The sequence below is a fragment of the Candidatus Vagococcus giribetii genome (assembly GCF_017316185.1).
GTDB classification, from domain to species: domain Bacteria; phylum Bacillota; class Bacilli; order Lactobacillales; family Vagococcaceae; genus Vagococcus; species Vagococcus giribetii.
Map to the genome: position 1 here is coordinate 138,304 of NZ_JAFLVX010000015.1, position 22,935 is coordinate 161,238.

A 22,935-nucleotide genomic window follows, 5' to 3' on the forward strand; every position below is an offset into this window, starting at 1 on the left:
AGACTGGCTAAAAAGCCAATCTTTTAATTATGTTTTTATTTATCCTTTAAAAGAATCAATAATGATTTGTTGTAACTCACTGATTAATGGTTCTTTAGGGTTAGCTGTTGTACATTGATCTTCATAAGCAAGCTCAGCCATACGGTAAGATGTTTCGTCTAATACTTTTTGAGTAACACCTTGAGCTTCTAAGTTCATTTCAATGCCAACACGTTTTCCTAAATCGTAAATAGCAGTTGCTAATGCTTCTACTAATTCTTCTGTTGTGTTTCCTTTAAGCCCTAAGAAACGAGCGATGTTAGCGTAGTCTGTATCTGCTCTAAAGAAATCATATTTAGGGAATAAAGCATGTTTTGATGGATCTTTTGCATTGTATCTAACAATGTGTGGTAAAAGAATAGCATTAGTACGTCCATGAGGAATACCGTATTCTCCACCAATTTTATGAGCGATTGAGTGACAAATTCCTAAGAAAGCATTCGCAAAAGCCATACCAGCCATTGTTGAAGCATTATGCATTTTTTCTCTGTTTTCTAAGTTAGGATTTTTTACTGAATCTTCTAAATAATCAAAGACTAATTTAATCGCTTGTAAGCTTAAACCTCTTGTATAATCACTTGCCATAACAGATACATATGATTCGATTGCATGAGTTAATACGTCCATACCAGTATCTGCTGTTACTGAAGCTGGTACACTCATTACAAATTGTGGGTCAATAATTGCCACATCTGGAGTTAATGCGTAATCTGCTAATGGGTATTTTACATGTGTTTCACTATCTGTAATAACTGCAAATGGTGTTACTTCAGCACCTGTACCAGATGTTGTTGGAATACATACCATTTGAGATTTTTTAGCTGACTCAATTTTGTAAGTACGTTTACGAATATCTAAGAATTTTTGTTTTGCTCCAAAGAATTCTGTATCTGGATGTTCGTAGAATAACCACATACCTTTAGCAGCATCAATCGCTGAACCACCACCAATAGCAATAATTGTATCTGGTTCAAACTTAGCAATTCTTTCTGTTCCTGCGTAAACTGTGTTTGTAGAAGGGTTTGGTTCAACATCAGAGAAAATTTCGTAAGTCACTTTGTTGTTACGTTTGTTTAACTCATCAATTACTTTTTGAGCGTAACCAAATTTAACCATACCTGGGTCACAAACAATAAAGACACGTTCTAAGTTTTCCATTTTTTGTAAGTATTGAATTGAATTTAACTCAAAATAGATTTTTTCAGGAAGTTTAAACCATTGCATGTTTTTTCTCCTTTTTGTTACTGTCTTAGTATTAATTAAGTTGATAGCTGTTACGTTTTTAGATACTGAGTTTTTACCGTAAGATCCACAACCTAATGTTAATGATGGAATCATGTCGTTGTAAATGTCACCAATACCACCTTGAGCTGCTGGTGAGTTGATTAGGATACGACATGCGTTCATTCTTAAACCAAATTCAATATGTAAATCTTCATCTTCTGAATGGAGAACTGCTGTATGTCCTTCTCCACCAAGTTTTAACATTTGCTCACATAATTCTAAACCATGTTCACGACTGTTAGATTTCATCATAGCTAAAACTGGAGATAATTTTTCACGTGATAATGGGTACTCCGCTCCAGCACCTTCTAATTCAGCGATTAAAATTTTAGTTCCTTCTGGGACTTTAATGCCTGCTTCTTTAGCAATTGATACAGCTGAATGGCCTACGATACTAGCGTTAACTGCTGTTTTAGATTCGTTCATTACTGTGTTTTCTAATTTAGCTAATTCGTTTGGTTTAACGAAATAAACTTGATGAGCTTCAAACTCAGCTTTTACTTCTTCATAAACTTCTTTATCAACAATAACTGCTTGCTCAGATGCACAAATCATACCATTATCAAATGATTTAGATACGATTAAGTCGTTTACAGCGCGTTTGATTTGAGCTGATTTTTCAATGTATGATGGTGTGTTACCAGGTCCTACACCAAGTGCTGGTTTACCAGTTGAGTAAGCCGCTTTAACCATACCTGCTCCACCTGTTGCTAAAACAATTGCCACGCCTTCATGATTCATTAAAGCATTAGTTGCTTCAATCGAAGGTTGTTCAATCCATTGAACACAGTTTTCTGGTGCACCTGCTGCAATAGCTGCATCACGTACAACACGAGCTGCTTCTGCCGAACATTTTTGTGCGCTTGGGTGGAAAGCAAAAATAATTGGGTTACGTGTTTTAATTGAAATCATTGCTTTAAAAATAGTTGTTGATGTTGGGTTTGTTGTTGGTGTTACCCCACAAACAACTCCCACTGGATCTGCGATTTCAATGATTTGTTTTACTTTATCTTCACTAATGACACCGACTGTTTTGTCATATTTAATATTGTTCCAAATACTTTCTGAAGCAAACATATTTTTAATCGCTTTATCTTCATAAATACCACGGCCTGTTTCTTCAACAGCCATTTTAGCTAGTGGCATGTGTTGATTTAAAGCAGCCATTGCCATTTGATGGACGATATGATCTACTTCTTCTTGATTAAATTTTTTCATTTCCGCTAAGGCAGCATTCCCTTTAACAACTAACTCATCAATTACCTGTGCCACACTGTTTTCTTGTTTTTCTTGCTTTTTATCTTTTGTTTTAACCATGATAGCCTCCTGAAATAATTTGTTATGTTCTTCACAAACATAATATACAACATAATTTCACGATTGTAAATACTTATTTGTGATTTTCTTCACTATTTTCATATGTAATCGTTTCCTGTAATAATCTTACCTTTTATGAATTATAAAGTAAATATGCTAATAGTCACTTCCTTAAAATAAGACTATTTCAAAACAAAAAAAGACTTATAAAAATCAGATTTACTCTGATTTTATAAGTCTTTTATCTTTAAAGGAGTTGATTCAAATCAGGAAATTCTTTTCTAGTCATTGCCTTGACTTGTTGATAATCAAAAAAATCATTTGGTGTTATTTTCTTAATGTCTGTTTTCATTTCTTTAATAGTTTCAGGTTTCTTTTTCTTCCAACGGTAATGGAGTAAAAAATCCCACATGTCCTTTTCTGAAATGTCTTGATACCCTAAATCAAGAAAATAAGCTACTTGATTGTTGACTGTTCCTTGCAATAACCAAGTCATAGGTTTGCTAATTTTATTTGCCATAATAAGTCCTATATAGAAGAAAAAAAGAAAATCTTATTGATTTTCTTTTTCCTCTTCAGTTTCAACTACTTCTTCAACTTCAACTGTCTCAACGACTTCTTCTGTTGGTGTTGAACCAGGTTTAACTGTTTTAATAGCATTACGTTCAAACTCTAAATAAATACCTTCGCAATCAATAACGATAGTGCCTTTATCTGAATTCACTTCATGAATAACTCCGTATAAACCACCAATTGTTACGATTTCATCACCAATTTTCATGCTATCTAATAGCTCTTGGCGTTGATTTTGTTGTTTCTTTTGTGTACGAGTCATGAAAAACATCATACCACCAATAATAATTAACGGAAATAACATTGCTCCCATTTTTTTCACCCCTATTTCATCTCTTATATTCACTATTTACTGTATCAAATTTTAATACATTACACTAGTTAATTTTAGTTTTTTTAGAAATTTTTCGCATTTTCTTCATTAAATCCATACTCTTCAAAAAAGGCTTGTCTGAATTCAAGTAAATTATCATCCATAATGGCTTGTCTAACTTGTTTCATGACATTTAATAAGAAATGCAAGTTATGGTAAGACGTTAAACGAATACCAAATGTTTCATCACATTTAATCAAGTGACGGATATAAGCTCTTGAATAATTACGACAAGTATAACACGTACATTTTTCATCAATTGGACGGAAATCTCTTGCGTATTTTGCATTTTTAACCACTAAACGTCCTTGGCTAGTCATACAAGTACCATTACGAGCAATACGAGTTGGTAACACACAGTCAAACATATCCACACCACGAATAACGCCATCGATTAATGAATCCGCTGTTCCCACACCCATTAAGTAACGAGGTTTGTTTTCTGGGATTAATGGTGTTGTGTATTCAAGTACTTTATTCATCTCAGACTTTGTTTCACCTACAGATAACCCACCAATAGAATATCCTGGGAAATCTAAGCTTACTAAATCACGAGCACTTTGTTCACGTAAATCTTTAAATCCTGCCCCTTGAATAATACCAAATAAACCTTGACGATCTGCATTAGCATGCGCTGCTAAACCACGCTCAGCCCAACGAGACGTTCTTTCAATAGATTTTTTCACGTAGTCATGACTTTGCTCAAAAGGTGGGCACTCGTCAAAACTCATCATAATATCTGGACCTAGTTTATTTTGAATTTGAATCGCTTTTTCAGGAGACAAGAACATTTTAGAACCGTTTAAATGATTTCTAAAATGAACCCCTTCTTCTTCGATTCGGCGCATATCACTTAATGACCATACTTGGAAACCACCTGAATCCGTTAAAATCCCTTGATCCCAATTCATAAATTTATGCAGACCACCAGCTTCTTCCACTAAGTCTTCTCCTGGTCGTAACCATAAGTGATACGTATTACTTAAAATAATGCCTGCGCCCATTTCTTTTAATTCTTCTGGGGCCATTGTTTTAACAGTTGCTAACGTTCCTACTGGCATAAACATAGGCGTTGGGAAAGTCCCATGAGGGGTAATAATTTCACCTAATCTTGCTCCAGTGTGTTTTTCTTTTTTGATTAAACGATATTTAATCGCTGGCTCACTCATTTATTCTCCTACTTTCTCTTATTTTACAAACATGGCGTCGCCAAAACTAAAGAAACGATACTTTTCTTCTACTGCATGCTCATAGGCATGTAATACGTTTTCTCGTCCTGCAAACGCACTAACTAACATAACTAAAGTCGACATCGGTAAATGGAAGTTTGTTGAAAAAGCATCGACTACTTTAAACTCATAACCTGGTTTAATGAAGATGTCTGTCCAGCCACTATCCCCTTTAATCTCACCATTAAATTTTGAACCAATTGTTTCTAAGGTTCTGATAGATGTTGTTCCTACAGCAACGATTCGTCCACCATTTTCTTTAGTTTCTCTCAAAGCTTTAGCTGATTCTTCAGATAAGTTATAAAACTCACTGTGCATGTTATGGTTTTCTAAATCTTCCACACTAACAGGTCTGAAAGTACCTAAACCAACATGGAGTGTTAAATAAACCAATCTAACGCCTTTAGCTTGGATTTTTTCTAATAACTCTTGGGTAAAATGTAGGCCTGCTGTAGGTGCTGCTGCTGACCCATTTTCTTTAGCGTAAACTGTTTGATAACGTTCTTGGTCATCTAGTTTTTCTTTAATATAAGGCGGTAAAGGCATTTCGCCTAATGCTTCTAAATTTTCAATAAAGATACCTTCGTAAGAAAATTCAATGATTCGTCCACCATGTTCTAACTCTTCTGTCACAACGGCTTTTAATCTGCCATCACCAAATGAAATCTCTGTTCCAACTTTAGCTCGTTTAGCTGGTTTAATTAAAGTTTCCCAAGTATCTCCTTCTGTGTTGTTCAGAAGTAGCACTTCTAAGTGGCCTCCTGTTGCCGGTTTTTCACCATGAAGTCTAGCAGGTAACACTCTCGTATTATTCATCACAAGAGCATCTCCAGGGTGTAATTCATCTATAATATCTTCAAAATGCTTATCTTCAATGTTGCCTGTTTCTTTATCTAAAACAAGTAATCTTGATGAAGCTCTATCTTTTAGAGGAGTTTGTGCAATCAACTCTTCTGGTAAATAGAAATCAAAATCTGAGGTTTGTAACGTCATATGACCAGTTCCTTTCTAAGTCTTCCTGTTGTATTCTAACATCTTTATCCTAAAAGAAAAAGCCTTAGGGATTTTTGAAAAAAAGCATTTCAAACTAGTTTTTTGATAGTTAGACAATATATTTAATAAAAATTATATTTGTTTAATAGATTTGATTTTATCTTTTCCTTGATGTTTTTCTCGTCTTCACTATCTTTAAATATTTCAAACATTTTTTCATAAACAGATACAGACACTCGAGATTGTCGTGACATATTTAATATTAGTTCTTCACTATCTTTAGGATTTTTGAGTACACTCATAAAATAATTGTAAAGAAGCATTAATTTCAAACTCCAAACTAGCTCTTTTTTTGCAATTTTTTTCTCTTTTCCATAAACTCTACTTTTTCTATTACACAATGCTTTACTAAACATAGGAGTATATACCCAATCAAAAAAGAATTTCCTTCTATATTTATACCTATACGCATTATTCCCAATAGAATATTGCCTAATAAGTTGTTGCTCAATAGTGGAATATCCTCGCTTATATTTATCAATTCGAGATTTTTCTTGATAGGCTATTTTCCCTTTGAAAATAACAGGATCTCTCTTTGAATCAATTAAGTTTTTTAATGATATGCGGAATTTTTTTCTATCTAGCAAATATCTATCCTCAACATATAAAACAAAAGCAACTAGTTGTAATTTTTCGTTCAAAAATTCACTATTCAATACATCTTCAGCTCTTTTATTGTTCCTAGCGTATAAATTTATTTTTTCTAATTCTTCAAAAGTTACTTTGTATGTATTTATTCCAAAATAATCCTTTACTATAGCTAGATATTGTAAGATTAAGGAGATACTAATAATTGCTAAAGAAATATAAACTTCGAATCTAAATGCATAACTTATCATTATACTCATATACAAGAAATAATTATTCGTAATAAAAAACCATGAAACAGAAGAGTACCATAACAACTCAATACTATTTAACTCTTTTTCTAAACCAAAGGTGCCATTAGTAGAAAATGAAAGACCTCCTAAAAAGAAAAATAATAGTAATATTCCAAAAATAAACGTTGATACATTAGTATAAAATAATACAAGTAAAATAATAACCGTGTAGGAAATGAGTATAAACTTTAATTGCTCTTGTTTATTTTTTTCACTCTCTCCCAACCCTAAAAATATTACTAATGCTGATATAAATAATGTAGCTATAGCTATTGAAGTATCCAAATTTTCTTGTATAACATCTATCATCTTCATTCTCCTTTATTTCACTTTGAAACAATAGTTTCTTTTTATCTACTTAAAAATTTACAAAAAAAAAGCTCCTATATTTTTAAGAGCTTCTCTCAATTATAACTTGTTATAAACTATATATCCCGCGTATACCCTAAATGTTCATATGCAAATTCTGTTACGACTCGCCCACGTTGCGTTCTTTTGATGAATCCTTTTTGAATGAGATAAGGCTCGTACATGTCTTCAACAGTTTCTGTTTCTTCACTGATGTTAACAGCAATCGTTGTTAGCCCAACCGGTCCACCATTATACAACTCAATCATAGTCTTCAATATTTTTTGATCCACATAATCAAGGCCTTTATGATCCACTTGAAGCATTAATAAAGCTTCATTGGCAATAGCTGAGTCAATAAAACCATCGCCTTCAACTTGTGCAAAATCACGGACACGTTTTAATAAACGATTGGCAATACGTGGCGTACCACGAGAGCGTCTAGCGATTTCAAAAGCACCCGATTCGATAATTTCTGTTTCAAAAATATCAGCTGAACGTAGGACGATCTCTTTTAAGTCTGTCTCTTCATAATATTCCATATGACAAATAATCCCAAAGCGATCTCTTAAAGGAGCAGATAACATCCCGGCTCTTGTTGTAGCCCCAACTAATGTAAAGGGTGGTAAAGGAAAATGAACGGGGTGAGCATTTGGTCCTTGTCCCACAATGATATCCACGTAAAAATCTTCCATGGCTGAATAAAGTAACTCTTCAGCAACTCGGGGTAAGCGATGAATTTCATCGATAAACAACACATCTCCTGGCTCTAACTCATTTAAGATAGCTACTAAGTCCCCAGGTTTTTCAATTGCTGGGCCACTAGTCGTCTTAATGTTAACACCCATTTCATTAGCAATCACCATAGCCATTGTGGTTTTACCTAATCCAGGCGGGCCATAAAGAAGAGCATGATCTAGAGTTTCTTCACGGTGTTTAGCTGCTTTGATATAGATTTCTAGCTCTCTTTTCACTTTATCCTGACCGATATACTGAGATAAGTATTGGGGTCTTAGTGATTTTTCAAGGCCTTCTTCATCAAAAGTAATTTCCCCTGATAACAACCTGTTTTCCTCTTCACACATACTCTCCCCTCCTTTATTTCTTCATTAATAGTTTCAGACCTTGGCGTAAAATCTCGTCTGTTGCTCTACCAGTCATAACTTCTAATTCTTTCTTGATTCGTTTGATTTCTCTTTCTGAGTAACCTAAAGCTTTTAAGGCTTCAATGGCTTCATTTAATGAACTGTCATCAACTGTCGAGAATAAATCATCTTGAGTTGCCACAACTCCTTTAGGCTCTCCTGCTATCTCAAGTTCACCTAGTTTTCCTTTTAAATCTAAGATCATTTGCTGAGCAGTCTTTTTCCCAACGCCTGGGAATTTTGTTAAGTATTTAGCATCTTCTGATTCAATAGCTGTCACTAAACCAGCATGATCGTCTAAAGCCATAATGGCCATACCACTTTTTGGACCAATCCCAGAAACACTAATAATTTTTAGGAAGAGTTGTTTTTCTTCTAAGTTAGAAAAACCATACAACACATGAGCATCTTCTCGAATAACTTGATGCAGATAAACGGTTACTTCTTTATTTAAATAGGCTGAGTATTTAAATGGATTAGCTACTGCTATTTGATAACCAATTTTATTTGTTTCAACTACCATATAATAAGGGCTAACAAAAGTTACGATGCCTTTGATGTATTCATACACTGCTTGTTTCCACCTTTCACGTACGTGTGTTCCCTAAGATTGTAACACACCTTAAAGGATTTTCCTAAGTCTAATCTTGAAACAAGGATAGGTAAGCCCCGTAACCTTTTTCTTCTAATTCAGTTACAGGGATAAAAGCTAAAGCTGCTCCGTTAATACAATAACGCAAGCCCCCACTTTCAACAGGGCCATCTGGAAACACATGGCCTAAATGCGAGTCTGCTTCTTGGCTTCTAACTTCTGTTCTCATGCGTCTTAGGCTATTGTCTTCTAATTCTTTTAATGTAGCAATTGGTTTAGTAAATGAGGGCCAACCACAGCCTGCATCGTATTTGTCTTGGGAAGAAAATAAAGCCTCTCCACTGACAATATCCACATAAATTCCTTCTTCAGCAAATTTATCGTACTCACTTGTAAAGGGATGTTCTGTCCCATTTTCTTGAGTCACTGAATACTGAATCGGTGTTAACTCTCTTCTTAAACGTTCTAGATCTTTTTTCATAAGTCTCTACTCCTTATCAAAAATGTCTTTCATCACTTGATGAACAAAGCCAATAGGGAACCCTACAATCGAATAGTAATCCCCTTTTATTTCTTTCACAAATAAAGCGCCTTTTCCTTGAATACCGTAAGCACCAGCCTTATCTTGATGCTCACCTGTTTTCAGATAAGCATCAATGTCTGCTTCGCTTAAGGGATAAAATTTAACCTGAACGACTTCTGTTTTTTGATACACCTTGTCTGGGGTTTTGATATAAACACTCGTTAACACTTGATGAGTCAAATTGCTCAAGCGTTTTAACATAAACCTAGCTTCTGTGTCATTTCCAGGTTTCCCTAAAATACTATTGCCTATAATCACACTAGTATCACATCCAATGACAATGTCATCAGGATGGTGATTCGCAATGGCTAATGCTTTTTCTTTAGCCATTCTGGCGACATAGGTTTTAGGTAATTCTTTTGGTTTCACACTCTCATCAATGTTTGCTGGTATCACATCAAAAGACGAGACGCTTTTTCTGAGTAATTCTTTTCTTCTAGGTGAGCTAGAAGCTAAAATAATTGCCATCTGATAGACTCCTTTAATGTGGATCTTGTATTCTTTTAAACATCTTTTCCATGTCGTTATTACTAAATTGAATTAATACGGGACGACCATGGGGACAATTAAATGGATTTTCACAGTGTTTTAAATCCTCTAACAAAGCTCTTGCTTGTTTATCATCTAGGTAATGATTGGCCTTGATGGAGCGTTTACAGCTCATCATTATCGCAGTATCTTCTCTAAACTTAGCCACACTCACTTTACCTGTCTCTAAAAAGATATCAATCATCTCTCGAATAATTCCCTCTTCTTGACCAGGTATGTACCAAGTAGGATGAGCTCTGACAATTAAACTATTGTTGCCAAACTCTTCTAAATGAATCCCGACTTCTTCTAAGACTTCTTTGTTTTCTTTAATACGAATCAAATCATCTTTTGAAAAATCTAAAACGATAGGCACTAATAACTCTTGCAAATCATTAGATACTTCGCCAATTTTCTTTCTAAAATATTCGTATTTAATTCGCTCTTGGGCGGCATGTTGGTCAATAATAAATAAACCTTCTTCATTTTGGGCAAACAAGTAAGTGCCATGCATTTGTCCGAAATAAGCTAAATCAGGAAAGTGATAAACCTCTTCCTTGTTTGACTCTGCTTGTTCACTTGCTATTTCTTCAACAGGCTCAGTCACTTGCGGAGTAAAAGGAATTGTTTCTTTAGCTTTGTCTTCTTCCACAAAAGAAGATGGGATTGACGTTGGTGACTCTTGCTTCACATAAAAATCACCTGTTACTCGGTCATAGGCCAAATCAGTGTCCTTTATTTTAGGTTGTGTATAGTCCACTGTTTTTTTTGTTGCAAAATCAAAGCCTAATTGTTCTGCTTTAGGTTCTGTGACAAGTTTTCGTTGAAATGAAGGACTGTCACCAACATTTGGGATTAACTGGCGCTCACTTAAAGCTTCTTTAATCGCTGAAGAGATCAACACCACTAACTCTTTTTCTTTACTCAGTCTCACTTCTTGTTTCGTCGGATGGACGTTCACATCAACTAATAACGGGTCCATCTCAATTTGGAGAACCACTAAAGGAAAACGTCCTACCATTAACTTAGAACCATACCCTTCAATAATCGCTTTATTCAATACATAGTTTTTAATAAAACGACCATTGATGATTAGAGACATATAATTACGACTAGCTCTAGTCACTTCAGGTAGAGATATATACCCAGATAACTTAAAGTCTAAATCTTCTTCTTTAATTGGTAGCATCTTTTTCGCATTTTGAAGGCCATATATGCCCGCAATTGTCTGCTTCAAATCACCATTACCAGTAGTCGTTAACATTTGATTGTCATCATGAAACAAACGAAACGCAATATTGGGATGGCTCATGGCTAAACGGTTAACAATATCTCCTACATTAGCAAGTTCTGTTTGCAATGTTTTAACGTACTTCAAACGAGCAGGTGTGTTGAAAAATAAGTTTCCAACTGTAATACTTGTCCCTTTTCTTAGAGAATGAGGTTTGTTCTCCTTGATTTCTCCCCCTGATAAAAAGACAAAACTTCCTTCATTATCACCGGTAGATGTTTCTAGAGTGATTTCTGAGACTGAGGCAATACTCGGAAGGGCCTCTCCTCGAAACCCAAGTGTTCTAATTCGGAATAAATCATCGCGACTATGAATTTTACTTGTGGCATGTCTCTTAAAGGCATTCACCACATCAACGGCCTCAATCCCGTCCCCATTATCAATGACTTGAATTTTTTTTAGACCAGACTCTTCTAAATAGATGTCAATCCTTGAACTATTGGCATCTATGGCATTTTCCACAAGCTCTTTCACCACTGAGGCAGGTCGTTCCACAACTTCACCTGCTGCAATCTGATTGGCTAGAGTTTGAGATAGTTCTTCGATTTTACCCATGAAGCCTCACCTCCTTATGTTAAAGCTTTTTCTGCAATTGGAATAAGCAATTCAGGGCGTCCATTGGTGTCATCTCTAATAAATTAATTTCTTTTAGTTCTTTCAACACGGGGTTTTCTTGGGAGTCTTCAAATAAAGAGAGTTGCTCTGTTGCTTCTGAAACTACAGGTGCGACACTTTCTTTTTCCGTTAAAGACATCTCAGGCGTTTCACCTTCTAGATGAGCTAAAATTTCTGAAGAGCGAACTAATAATTCATCTGGTAAGCCCGCTAATTTAGCGACATGAATCCCATAACTCTTATCAGCTGAACCTGTCATCATTTTATGTAAAAAGACTAGCTTACCATTCTCCTCAACTGCTCCTACATGAATATTTTTTAATCCAGTTAGAACTTCTTCTAAGACAGTGATTTCATGATAGTGAGTTGAGAATAATGTTTTTGCGCCAACTTTTTCGTGAATGTATTCAATGATACCTTGAGCCAGAGCCATTCCGTCATAAGTTGCGGTCCCTCGACCTAATTCATCAAATAAAATCAAGCTATTTTTCGTAGCAAAACGTAAGGCTTGGTTAGCTTCCATCATTTCTACCATGAAAGTACTTTGCCCAGAAATTAAATCATCTGAGGCACCAATTCGCGTAAATATTTGATCAAAAATCGGTAGCGTTGCCTTTTCACATGGAACAAAACAACCCATTTGAGCCATAATGACTGTTAAGGCAAGTTGTCTCATGTAAGTACTCTTACCTGACATGTTAGGTCCAGTAATTAATAAAATAGACGTATCTTCTGGCATCATAACTGAGTTTGGTACATACTCTTGTGAGCCTAATACTTTCTCAACAACAGGGTGGCGACCTTCGACAAGTTCTAGATGAGATCTATCATTAACCAGTTCTGGACGAACATAATGATACGACTCACTAATATCAGCAAAACTTTTCAACACATCTAGACTAGCAATCGATTTGGCTAATTTTTGTAAAAAGTCGATTTCTTTTTTGACTTCTTCTCTGACCTCTAAGAATAATTGATACTCTAATTCTTGAGATTTTTCTTCTGCTTCAAGAATCAAGGTTTCAATTTCTTTTAACTCAGGTGTGACATAGCGTTCGGCATTTGCTAGTGTTTGTTTTCTTTCATATCGACCTTCTGGTAAAGAAGCGATATTACTTTTAGTAATTTCAATAAAGTAACCAAATACACGATTAAACTTGATTTTAAGAGTTTTAATCCCTGTTTCTTGACGCTCTTTGGCTTCCAGTTCAGCAATCCATTGTTTGCCGTTTTTCATGGCATCTCTATAGGTATCTAATTGCTCATTGTAACCATCTTTAATGACATTACCTTCTGTAATCGCTAAAGGTGCCTCTTCATTAATAGCTGTGTCGATTAAATCGACTAGTGAATAAGCTGGGACTAAATCGACTAATAAACTATCCCATTGACCTTGATTGATTCCTTCAATTACTTCTCTAATACCTGGCACTTGATTTAAAGACGTTTTTAATTGAATCAAGTCACGTCCATTCACCGAGCCAAAAGCCACTCGTCCGGCTAAACGTTCTAAGTCGTAGACTTTTTTCAAACGTTCTTTTAAATCCATGCGCTCAAAGAAAGCATTTAATAAACTTTCCACACGGTCTTGGCGTTCCACAATTAGGTCTTTTTCAACAAGTGGGCGGTCTAACCATTGTTTTAGTAAACGAGCCCCCATAGCTGTATTCGTCTCATCTAATAACCACAACAAAGTACCTTTTTTCTCTTTAGTTCGAATGGATTGAGCCAGCTCTAAGTTATATTTTGAGTAATAATCCATTTTTAAGAAATGCTCTGGTTGGTAGCTCATAGCTTTTTGTAAATGATCCAAACGACGTTTCTGTGTCACTTGAAGATAAGAAATCAGTAGCGTTGCTCCGGCTATTAATTCTGTTGATTCTAATTTTAAAGTTAAACTACTATACTCTTGTTTGTCAGTTGGTAACATATTATGAGGGGATAACAAAATACCATGTTGCTCTAGCTTATGTGTCACTTCTTCCCCTAACTCAGAACCGATAACAATTTCTTTAGTCGCTAAACTTTCACATTCATTGATTAAACTATCCACACTTGAAAGGATGGCTACTTTTATTTCACCCGTACTTAAATCTGCATAAGAAAAACTGTATACACCTTGTTCTTCTATATAAAGAACAGCTGTTAAATAATTGTTTTCTCTAGCACCTGTTTCACCTACTGCTAAACGCGTACCTGGTGTTACTAATTGCACCACTTCTCGCTTAACCATTCCCTTAGTTGTCTTAGGGTCTTCTACTTGCTCACAAACAGCTACTTTATAACCCTGATCGATCAAGGTATCAATATAACCTTGCGCCGCATGATGAGGAATACCACACATTGGGATTGGATCATCTGCGTTTTTATTACGGGCTGTTAAAGTTAATTCTAATAATTGAGATACTTGAATCGCATCTTCATAAAACATCTCATAAAAATCACCTAGTCGATAGAACAAGAAAGCATCAGGGTAATCCTTTTTAATACTAAAATACTGCTCCATCATAGGTGTGTGTTTGGTTTTTTGAGGCATTTTCTCACTCCTCTTTTCTCACTTCTTCTAATTTTTCTTCTAAGTCTTGATTCACTTGCTTTTCTAATAAATAGGTCACATGTTGCAACAAATCATTAGCCTCGATTAATTTCTCGCGGTACAACATAACCAGCGGGTGCTCATCGAATTCCCGTTGTTTCTCATCAGCCAAACGAATCGCCTCTCTTTCAGCTTCTGGTTTATCGTAATGAGCAAATTGAACCGCATCTTTTTGGAGAGCTTTGATTGATTCAACTAATTGCTTTAAACCTTCGTGGTGATTCACTTGTTGAGCGATTTGTTTGTAATCCTCAATCACTTCATTTTTACCTAAAGCTTCAATGAGTCTGTCTAATTGTTCCTGCACTTCTGCTTCGTATTGAAAGTCACGTGTCTCCATTTAGTTATCTCCTTAGTCTTTGAATGGACGGTCTGGATTAATCATATTGGCTTCAATTTTTTTCGTTTTACCTGTCGCGTCATCAATATCAATCACACAATAAGACAACACGGTATCTCCGCTTTCTACCACTTCAAAACGATGAGGTAGTGCCGTTCTAAATTTTTCAATAACGGCATTACGCTGCATACCTAAAATCCCGTTGTAAGGACCAGTCATCCCTACGTCTGTTAAATAACCCGTTCCTAAAGGTAAGATTCTCGCATCATTAGTTTGAACATGTGTATGTGTGCCTACAATAGCTGATACACGACCATCAAGGTACCATGCCATAGCTAATTTTTCACTCGTTGTTTCCCCGTGGAAGTCCACAAATACATGCTTCGTTCTTGTTTTGACTTCTTCTAATAACTCATCAATCACTTCAAATGGGTCATCAATGGCTGTCATAAAACTTCTTGCTTGCAGATTAATCACTGCTAATTCTTCTTGATTGACTTTAATGTAGACAAGTCCCACACCTGGTGTTGTTTTGGCTGGGAAATTGGCTGGTCTAACCATTTTTTTAGCATCATCTATAAACTCAAAAATTTGATGGTTGTCCCAAGCGTGATTTCCTAAAGTCACCACGTCAGCACCATCTTGTAATAATTTCTTATATATTTTTTCCGTAATCCCACGGCCTGCTGCCGAATTTTCACCATTCACAATCGTTACTTGGGGACGGTATTTTTTCTTTAATTTAGGTAAATAAGTGGTAATGGTGTCTCTTCCTAAAGAACCCACCACATCTCCACAAAATAAAAGTCTCATGTCATTTCCTCTTTTCTAAATAGCTACTTGCTATATTCTATCAATTTTTAATAGGAAATAAAAGTTATCTTCATTCTTAATAAACCTGGATTTCCCTATGATTTTTAAATTTATGTTAAAATAAACCTAACTTTACTCAAGTTAAAGGAGGCATTCAAAATGAAAGAGACATTAATTGTTTTTGGAGGTAGTGGTTTTGTTGGAAAAGCCCTGTGTCAAGAAGCCTTAAAACAGAATATAAAAGTCATTAGTATTTCAAAACACGGTAAACCTAAAAGTGATGATATTTGGTTAACCCATCCTTATATGACTTGGCTAAAAATTGATATCACACGAGATGATTCATGGAAAAAATACCTTGATTCTTCAGTGGTCTGTGTTAACCTTATAGGGATTCTTTTTGAGAATAAAAGAAAGGGCTTAACTTATGACAAAATGATTGTTCAAATTAATCATTTGATTAGTACGGAAGCCAGTCGAAAGAACATTCCAGTGATCTTTCTTTCTGCTAAAGGAGGACCGTGCGGATACGTTGAGGCTAAGAAAAAAGCAGAGCAAGAACTACTGACTAAAAGGCACCCGACAACCATTATCCGCAGTGGACTAATCGTGTCAAAAAAACACCCTTTTCGTTATGCTCAAGGCATGGCAATCAAACTAGGTGAAAAAGTCCCTCTTATCAAAAAAGAGGCTCAGAAAGTTTATCCAACCTCTCTAAGTACCCTTGTTCATCAGATTATCAATGAAGCAAGACAACCTAGTTATAAAATTATTGAAGACATTCGTTAAGACATAAGGAGTTATTAGCATGAATATTTTAATCACAGCTGGTGGGACATCAGAAAAAATTGATGACGTGAGACATTTAACCAATCACGCAACAGGCTCGTTAGGAAAAGAAATCGCCACACTTTTACAGTCAGAAGAACAAGTAACGATTCATTACGTTTATGGTCCTCAAGCTGTTTTACCTGAAGGAAACAGCATCCATTTTTATCCCATTCGCTCAGTTAAAGAATTAGAACAACAAATGAAAGAGTTACTAACCACTCTTTCATTTGATTATGTGATTCATAGTATGGCCGTTAGTGATTATGAAGTGGAGACAGCGACTAATGAAGCTCTCTTAGCAAAAGAGTTAGCTAAAGCTATTACAACAAAACAAGGAACTACTCAAGAGCAAATAGAGCTGATCATTCAAGAAACCTTGAAACAAGAATCACGTACAGGTGAGCCTACTCAGAAAAAAATCAGCTCAGCAAGCGAAAAGTTGATATTAGTTATGAAGAAAGCCCCTAAAGTCATTACTAGCATTAAAAAGTGGCAACCTAGCGTCTCTTTAATCGGCTTCAAGTTACTAGTCGATGTACCTGAAGAAGAATTAGTTACAGTTGCTCAAAAAAGCCTTGAAACCAATCAAGCTGATTTTATTTTAGCCAACGATTTGATTGATATTACTCCGACCCAGCATTTAGGTTTATTAGTTACAAAAGACGGAGTTAAGGCTCGCTTTCAAACTAAAAAAGAAATTGCTCAAGGTCTTAAGGAGCTTATACTTGAAAGAAAGGATGATTTATAATGCCTACTGTTTTATTAGGTGTTTCTGCCAGCATCTCTGCTTACAAAGCAGCAGATATTATTAGCCAATTAAAGAAAAGAAATATCAATGTGGAAGTGATTATGACCAAACATAGCACGCAAATCATTCCGGAGTTGACTCTTCAAGTGCTTTCTAAAAATCGCGTTCATATAGATGTCATGCTTGAAGATAATCCTTTAGAGATTAATCACATTGACTTAGTTAAACGAGCTGATCTCTTTTTGATTGCCCCAGCTTCTGCTAACATCATTGGAAAAATCGCTAATGGGATTGCTGATGATATGCTATCGACTACAGCCTTGGCTGTTCACGATATCCCCAAATTTATTGCACCAGCAATGAATACTTACATGTATCAAAATCCAGCCATGGAAGCTAACTTACAAAGGTTAGAGAACTATGGTTACAACCTAATCGAACCAAAAACCAGTTTATTAGCTTGTGGTGACTACGGCAAAGGTGCCCTAGCCGATGTTAACGAAATCGTTGACGTCATTAGCCACGCTTTAAACAGTTAAACGAAGGAGCTTTTACATTGAAAACGAAACAACTAACACTGACTGCTATCTTTTTAGCAATTATTATTCTTTTTTCTTTTACACCACTAGGATTTATCAACTTAGGTTTTATTAAAGCCACACTCGTCCATGTACCTGTTATTATTGGAGCTATCGTTTTAGGACCTCGTATTGGTGCCTTTCTTGGTCTAGCATTTGGGTTACTTAGTATGACTATCAATACTATATCCCCTTCCTTGTTATCATTTGCTTTTTCACCTTTCATTCCTGTTTTAGGTACAAATGAAACAAGCCTTTGGGCGATTGCTATTGCCTTAATTCCAAGAATTTTAACAGGAGTTGTTCCCTTTTATGTCTATCGTTTCTTCAAAAATAGAGAAACCAAACAAAATATTTCTTTATTCGTAGCAGGCATCACTGGTTCTATGGTGAATACTATTTTGGTTATGAACATGATTTTCTTTTTATTCCAAGATGCTTATGCAGCAGCTAAAAACATGGAGGTTGGTGCAGGCCTTTACAAAGCTGTCCTATCTGTTATTTTCATCAACGGTATTCCTGAAGCCATTGTGGCAGGGATTGCTACTAGTGCCGTGGCTTTTGTGCTGCTAAAGATCGTAGATAAAAATCAGGCTTAAGGTTGAGGTGTAACCTACACACCCATGCTAAGATATATTTATCAAACCGATGAAGGAGAGAATCACATGGAACGAAAACTAACCCCCCTACAATTAATTGCTATCATTATTTTGGTGATTGTTGCGATTAATGTCTTGCAATTAGTAACAGGACTTATTTTCACTCTCATTAAATTCGCTCTTCCTGTCGGCGTAATAGCCTTTATTTGGTACTATTACACAAAAAAATAATGTTATCCTAAGTAAAAAAAATAAGCCAAGCATAGTCCCCCAACTATACTTGGCTTATTTTTATTTTGGTAACACTAAATTAGGACTTTTCTTAACTAACAGTAGCACCACAATAAAGGTAGCTGCTCCTGTTAATAAAGCATTTGTTCCATTGATAACTAATGAGTAAGCAACTGGGCTAAGACCCCATGTCGCATATTGTCCCCAGAAAATCACCCCTGCAATAAAGTGCCAGATATAACGAATACCTGTCCCAAGAATGACTCCTAACAACATTTGTAGCCAAGGTGTCTTACCTTCTTTAACAAGGGCTTGAATCTTGCTAGCATAGAGACCAGCAAACCCGGCACAAGCAAAAGCTAATAAATACTCAATCAGCGCTTGAGACACTGTTAAAATATAGGCTTTTCCTAATAAAATATGTAACAATCCCCAGACAAAACCACTAGCAAGACCTGCTAAAAAACCTCTTCTGAAAGAATAAATAATGACTGGAATCATTCCAATTGAAATAGAAAAACCAATTCCTACATCTAATGGAATAAACGATAAGGCCATGGAAAAAGAAGCTGCTATTGCTCCTTCTAACCATATTTTTGCTCCTGATGACTTCATAAAAAAATCCCCCTTGTTTGTTTGTCAATTACGAGCACACAACCAAAGAGGAGTAATTAGGCATTACTCCATCACAATTCCTACGCTTGTCCTAACAATATCAGGTTCTAGGGTTTAGAATAAATCTACTCAATCTCAGCTACTGCTCCCCTTTGTGATGGTACTTGTTATATTGATGTCTCACACATCATCTCATGCTCCGAAAAAAAAAGCAACTTCTTAAATTTCACAAGTCAATTACTTGTTAGTTGCTTTTCTTTTTTGTTAAGATAGGAAAAGTTTCAAGAGGAGGTCTATCATGACAAAAAAAGGATTAACATTTAAACAATTTTGGGAGTTATCAGAAGTTTATACTGCACCACTGAATTTATTTATCATTTTACTCGGTATTTCTGCTGCCCATTACTTAGGAGGCGCAACTCTTTCTATCAATCTAACAGTCTTTACTTGTATTATTATTAGCTTCCATGTGGCTGTTAATATTTTTAATCACTGGCAAGACTACAACAATGCACAAGATGAACACTACAAAACAGTTACCAATATTATTGGACGTGATAACTTGTCATTAAAAACCGTCAAAGGCTACTTTTATAGTGCCATGATTATTTCTTTTGTATTAGGAACTTACTTAGTTAGTCAGACCAATCTATTTGTTGGTTTACTAGGTGGCATTGGTTTTTACATTGGTTTATTTTATTCCTATGGCAAATACCCACTAAACAGTCTACCTATAGCAGAAACTATTACAGCCATTGCTTCTGGTTTTTTTATCACTTTGATTTCTTACTATTTAGCAACTTATACAGAGTCTCAAAGTCTCGCACACTTTATGACAAAACTAGCAGGAATTAGTCTCCCCCTAGTCATTAGTATGTTTAATAACTTACTTGCTAATAACATTTGTGACTTAGAAGAAGATATTCCGAACGGTCGAAAAACTTTAGTTTATTACTTAGGCAAACCACGAGCTGTGAACTTACTTCTTTTCTTGAGTGTTTTTAATTACTTGTGGCTAGTCGTTCTAGTCTTTCTCCAATTAGCACCTGTGACAGTTCTACTGTTACTACTTGCCTTGCCTTTTGTCTTAAAGTCTCTCAAAGTCTTTAAGCACAAACAAGACAAACAAACCACGTTTCCTATCATCTTAAAGACTATGTCCTTGACTATGGTTCTTTACCCCATTCTTTATTTTTTAGGAAGCTATCTATAAAAAAATAGAATGGGTCAAAAGTCGTTTTGCTCTAAGCAACTTCACAATTAAGGGAAAAAGAATAGAGACTGACATTTTAGTCAGCCTCTATTCTTTAGTTAGCTTGACTTTTCTTTAACTGATACGTGATCAATGACATACAAAGTTCAAATTTCTCTTCTTCAGAGATACCTTCTTCCTTTAGAGCCATCAATACCATATCTAAAAAACCAGAGCCAACTATTTTATAAAACAATGGTATATTTTCTTTTCGGATATCTTGATCCAGTAAAGTTGTTTTTCTATCTCCTAGACGAACATCAATCATTTCCTTCACTAATTTGTCCTTCATACCTTCATAAATAGTACCTTCATTTTTATCTAGCATAATAACTACTTCACGGTAGTTTCCTAATAATAAAATCATTTGCTTAGCAATTAACGGAATCACTTCTTGTGGTTCTTTTTTATTCATCAAGCAATCATTATACGCCTGAACAGTAACGGCAATGACATCTTCAAAGTAATAAATCGTCTCTTTAGGGACTACAGTATAAAACAACTCTTCTTTGTTTTTAAAATACGTATAGATATTCCCAACAGACATATTCATCTCTTTTGCAATATCACTCATCTTTGTTTTTGGATAACCTTGTTGATAAAAAATAGCTAGGGCCGTTTTTTGAATACTCATTTGGATATCTTTCTTCTTTTGTTGCATCTTCTCAAGCCTCCTTTTGTTCACAAAAAAGTCTTAGCAGATAACTCTACTAAGACTTTGTATTATTTAACTGTTACGGTAACGTTTTTAACGCCCCATTGTGTACATTCTTCAATTGAGTTGAAATGACAATCGATTCTGTTACCTACGATATCGCCACCTGTATCGCCAGCAATGGCATAGCCATAACCAGATACTTCAACAACTGATCCTAATGGAATAACGTTTCTATCAACAGCGATAACACGTGAGTTTTCACGTAAGTCAATACCTGTTGCTGTAAAGTAGCTCAATCCAGGTTGTTTATAAGAATAACCTGTTGCTACCATGTTCATAACTGTTCCACCAGATGACTCAGGAATGTTAGGTTCATTCACAGGAGGTGTTGGTGTTGTCTCAGCTGGTGTTTCATCCACAACAACCGATTCTTGTGTTTCTTTTTCTTTTTCTTTTTTAACTGCTTCTGAAGCTTCTTTTTCAATCGTTTTTCGGTTAGCTGCTTCTGCGGCTGCCTTTTTAGCTTTTGATTCTTCAGCAATTCTGTCATTAGCTAATTTATCTAAGACAGCTTGATTATTACTTAATTCTGTTTTTAAAGAGGCTACATCACTTTCAAGAGACGCTGCTTCTTGAGTCATAGTTTGTTGTTTTTCTGTTAGAGTTGTTTTACTCGCCTCTAAGTCTGTTTTCATTTCTTCTAGTTTTAACTTGTCTTCTGCTAAAGAATCAACTTTTGATTTTTCAGCTCCTTGAAGAACTGTTACTGCATAAGCACGATTGAAGAAATCTGACATATTTTCAGCAGATAACAGTGAATCCATTAAACTAAATGACGCACTATTTGATTGCATATGTTGCATACGCTCTGCCATTACTTCAGTTCTTTTGGCAATACTTGCTTCTGTTTTTTCGATTTTATTTTGTGTTTCTTTGATTGTTTTTTCTGTGGCTGAAACTTCTGATTTTAATGTTTCAACTTCTTGATATTTCACGTTTACTGAATCAAGCGCTTTGTCAATTTTACTACTAATCTCTACACTCTCTTTTTTCACACTGGCTTCTTTATCATTAGCTGCTAAAGAAACAACTGGAGAAACTGCTAGAGCTATAATAGAGAATAACGTGATGGACAGCCCTTTTACTTTCACAACGACAACACCTTTCACTTTCATACCGAACTCATTTTATCGTAATTTATGTTATTATTATACAAGAATACATCCTTTGGTTTGTAACAATCTCTTTACAAATTATTACAGTTTAGACCCTGTATTCATATCATGTAACAGTTAGGAGAATTTTTATGGTAAAAAAATGTTATTTCGCTAGCCCTTTATTTTCTGATATGGAGCGTTTTTACAATGACTATTTAGTCAAAAAAATTCGCGAAACTTATCCAGAACTTTCTATTTACGTTCCTCAAGAACAAGGTGATATTAACGATAAAAATAGCTACGCTGACTCTAAAATGATTGCTAAATATGACACTGATGCGTTATTAGATAGTCAACTTGTTTTAGCGGTTTTAGATGGTCCTATGATTGATGTGGGAGTCGCTTCTGAAATTGGTGTAGCCTACCAAGCAGGCATTCCTGTTCTTGGTTTATTTACAGACTCAAGACAACTAGGTGCAACTAATCCAGAAAAAATTAGTGCTTTAAATGACGTAGCAGAATCACAATTCCCTTACGTCAATCTTTATACAGCAGGACTTGTTAAGCTAAACGGAGAGATTATTAATAACGAGTCTGACTGGTTGAAAAAAATTGACACCTATTTGTAACAATTCAATAACATTCTATATTTATGGGGACTGAGAC

Annotated in this window: 24 protein-coding genes; 7 read left to right on the forward strand and 17 right to left on the reverse strand. The window is 35.4% G+C overall.

Annotation, left to right across the window (positions count from 1 at the left end; genetic code table 11):
• Window positions 1–39: 39 nt before the first annotated feature.
• The 14 genes from adhE to DOK76_RS05650 form a co-directional block, all read right to left on the reverse strand.
• Window positions 40–2,640, reverse strand: a complete 2,601-nt coding sequence (gene adhE / locus DOK76_RS05585; protein WP_206965603.1) for a bifunctional acetaldehyde-CoA/alcohol dehydrogenase — start codon at window positions 2,638–2,640, stop codon at window positions 40–42.
• Between the two features lie 247 nt (window positions 2,641–2,887).
• Entirely contained in the window at window positions 2,888–3,160 is a 273-nt protein-coding gene (locus tag DOK76_RS05590; RefSeq protein ID WP_206965605.1) for a post-transcriptional regulator, read from the reverse strand.
• A 33-nt stretch (window positions 3,161–3,193) separates the two neighbouring features.
• The gene (yajC, locus tag DOK76_RS05595) at window positions 3,194–3,526 is read right to left on the reverse strand and encodes a preprotein translocase subunit YajC (RefSeq protein ID WP_206965607.1); all 333 of its coding nucleotides are present in this window, start codon (window positions 3,524–3,526) and stop codon (window positions 3,194–3,196) included.
• Between the two features lie 83 nt (window positions 3,527–3,609).
• Window positions 3,610–4,755 (reverse strand): tRNA guanosine(34) transglycosylase Tgt, encoded by a 1,146-nt coding sequence (tgt, locus tag DOK76_RS05600; RefSeq protein WP_206965609.1) that lies wholly within the window; start codon window positions 4,753–4,755, stop codon window positions 3,610–3,612.
• A gap of 18 nt (window positions 4,756–4,773) precedes the next feature.
• Window positions 4,774–5,808 carry a tRNA preQ1(34) S-adenosylmethionine ribosyltransferase-isomerase QueA gene (queA, locus tag DOK76_RS05605; protein ID WP_206965612.1) on the reverse strand — a complete coding sequence of 345 codons (1,035 nt, stop codon included), beginning with the start codon at window positions 5,806–5,808 and terminating at the stop codon, window positions 4,774–4,776.
• Window positions 5,809–5,930: 122 nt separating this feature from the next.
• Entirely contained in the window at window positions 5,931–7,058 is a 1,128-nt protein-coding gene (locus tag DOK76_RS05610) for a hypothetical protein (protein WP_206965613.1), read from the reverse strand.
• 116 nt (window positions 7,059–7,174) lie between these two features.
• Window positions 7,175–8,182, reverse strand: a complete 1,008-nt coding sequence (gene ruvB / locus DOK76_RS05615) for a Holliday junction branch migration DNA helicase RuvB (RefSeq protein WP_206965616.1) — start codon at window positions 8,180–8,182, stop codon at window positions 7,175–7,177.
• 13 nt (window positions 8,183–8,195) lie between these two features.
• Window positions 8,196–8,813: a Holliday junction branch migration protein RuvA gene (gene ruvA / locus DOK76_RS05620; protein ID WP_206965618.1), complete on the reverse strand. Its 618-nt coding sequence runs from the start codon at window positions 8,811–8,813 to the stop codon at window positions 8,196–8,198.
• Between the two features lie 70 nt (window positions 8,814–8,883).
• Complete coding sequence (msrB, locus tag DOK76_RS05625) at window positions 8,884–9,315, reverse strand: peptide-methionine (R)-S-oxide reductase MsrB (RefSeq protein ID WP_206965620.1); 432 nt, start codon at window positions 9,313–9,315, stop codon at window positions 8,884–8,886.
• A 6-nt stretch (window positions 9,316–9,321) separates the two neighbouring features.
• Window positions 9,322–9,885, reverse strand: a complete 564-nt coding sequence (locus DOK76_RS05630; protein ID WP_206965622.1) for a Maf family protein — start codon at window positions 9,883–9,885, stop codon at window positions 9,322–9,324.
• A gap of 13 nt (window positions 9,886–9,898) precedes the next feature.
• Complete coding sequence (mutL, locus tag DOK76_RS05635) at window positions 9,899–11,791, reverse strand: DNA mismatch repair endonuclease MutL (protein ID WP_206965624.1); 1,893 nt, start codon at window positions 11,789–11,791, stop codon at window positions 9,899–9,901.
• 19 nt (window positions 11,792–11,810) lie between these two features.
• A complete protein-coding gene (gene mutS / locus DOK76_RS05640; protein WP_206965626.1) occupies window positions 11,811–14,387 on the reverse strand; it encodes a DNA mismatch repair protein MutS in 2,577 nt (858 codons plus the stop codon).
• Between the two features lie 4 nt (window positions 14,388–14,391).
• Window positions 14,392–14,787 carry a YlbF family regulator gene (locus tag DOK76_RS05645; RefSeq protein WP_206965629.1) on the reverse strand — a complete coding sequence of 132 codons (396 nt, stop codon included), beginning with the start codon at window positions 14,785–14,787 and terminating at the stop codon, window positions 14,392–14,394.
• 12 nt (window positions 14,788–14,799) lie between these two features.
• Complete coding sequence (locus tag DOK76_RS05650) at window positions 14,800–15,600, reverse strand: TIGR00282 family metallophosphoesterase (RefSeq protein WP_206965632.1); 801 nt, start codon at window positions 15,598–15,600, stop codon at window positions 14,800–14,802.
• Between the two features lie 159 nt (window positions 15,601–15,759).
• Between DOK76_RS05650 and DOK76_RS05655 the strand changes: the two genes are divergently transcribed.
• The 5 genes from DOK76_RS05655 to DOK76_RS05675 all read left to right on the forward strand — a co-directional run bounded on the left by DOK76_RS05655 (window position 15,760) and on the right by DOK76_RS05675 (window position 18,587).
• Window positions 15,760–16,389, forward strand: coding sequence for an NAD-dependent epimerase/dehydratase family protein (locus tag DOK76_RS05655; protein WP_206965634.1), 630 nt, complete (start codon window positions 15,760–15,762; stop codon window positions 16,387–16,389).
• Window positions 16,390–16,408: 19 nt separating this feature from the next.
• Complete coding sequence (coaB, locus tag DOK76_RS05660) at window positions 16,409–17,179, forward strand: phosphopantothenate--cysteine ligase (RefSeq protein ID WP_206965636.1); 771 nt, start codon at window positions 16,409–16,411, stop codon at window positions 17,177–17,179.
• Window positions 17,179–17,718: a phosphopantothenoylcysteine decarboxylase gene (locus DOK76_RS05665; RefSeq protein WP_206965638.1), complete on the forward strand. Its 540-nt coding sequence runs from the start codon at window positions 17,179–17,181 to the stop codon at window positions 17,716–17,718. Before coaB ends, DOK76_RS05665 begins: the two co-directional genes overlap by 1 nt.
• Before the next feature lie 17 nt (window positions 17,719–17,735).
• On the forward strand, window positions 17,736–18,356 hold the full coding sequence (locus DOK76_RS05670) for an ECF transporter S component (protein ID WP_206965640.1): 621 nt from the start codon (window positions 17,736–17,738) through the stop codon (window positions 18,354–18,356).
• Between the two features lie 66 nt (window positions 18,357–18,422).
• Window positions 18,423–18,587 (forward strand): hypothetical protein, encoded by a 165-nt coding sequence (locus tag DOK76_RS05675; protein ID WP_206965642.1) that lies wholly within the window; start codon window positions 18,423–18,425, stop codon window positions 18,585–18,587.
• A gap of 60 nt (window positions 18,588–18,647) precedes the next feature.
• Here DOK76_RS05675 and thiT read toward each other — a convergent pair whose 3' ends face one another.
• Complete coding sequence (gene thiT, locus DOK76_RS05680; RefSeq protein ID WP_206965645.1) at window positions 18,648–19,202, reverse strand: energy-coupled thiamine transporter ThiT; 555 nt, start codon at window positions 19,200–19,202, stop codon at window positions 18,648–18,650.
• Between the two features lie 298 nt (window positions 19,203–19,500).
• Between thiT and DOK76_RS05685 the strand changes: the two genes are divergently transcribed.
• A complete protein-coding gene (locus DOK76_RS05685; protein WP_206965647.1) occupies window positions 19,501–20,415 on the forward strand; it encodes a prenyltransferase in 915 nt (304 codons plus the stop codon).
• Window positions 20,416–20,509: 94 nt separating this feature from the next.
• On the opposite strand, the gene DOK76_RS05690 is transcribed toward DOK76_RS05685, so the two are convergent.
• Entirely contained in the window at window positions 20,510–21,115 is a 606-nt protein-coding gene (locus DOK76_RS05690) for a TetR/AcrR family transcriptional regulator (RefSeq protein ID WP_206965649.1), read from the reverse strand.
• 62 nt (window positions 21,116–21,177) lie between these two features.
• Window positions 21,178–22,287 carry a 3D domain-containing protein gene (locus tag DOK76_RS05695; RefSeq protein ID WP_206965651.1) on the reverse strand — a complete coding sequence of 370 codons (1,110 nt, stop codon included), beginning with the start codon at window positions 22,285–22,287 and terminating at the stop codon, window positions 21,178–21,180.
• Window positions 22,288–22,418: 131 nt separating this feature from the next.
• Between DOK76_RS05695 and DOK76_RS05700 the strand changes: the two genes are divergently transcribed.
• The gene (locus DOK76_RS05700; RefSeq protein ID WP_206965652.1) at window positions 22,419–22,898 is read left to right on the forward strand and encodes a nucleoside 2-deoxyribosyltransferase; all 480 of its coding nucleotides are present in this window, start codon (window positions 22,419–22,421) and stop codon (window positions 22,896–22,898) included.
• Window positions 22,899–22,935: the final 37 nt, after the last annotated feature.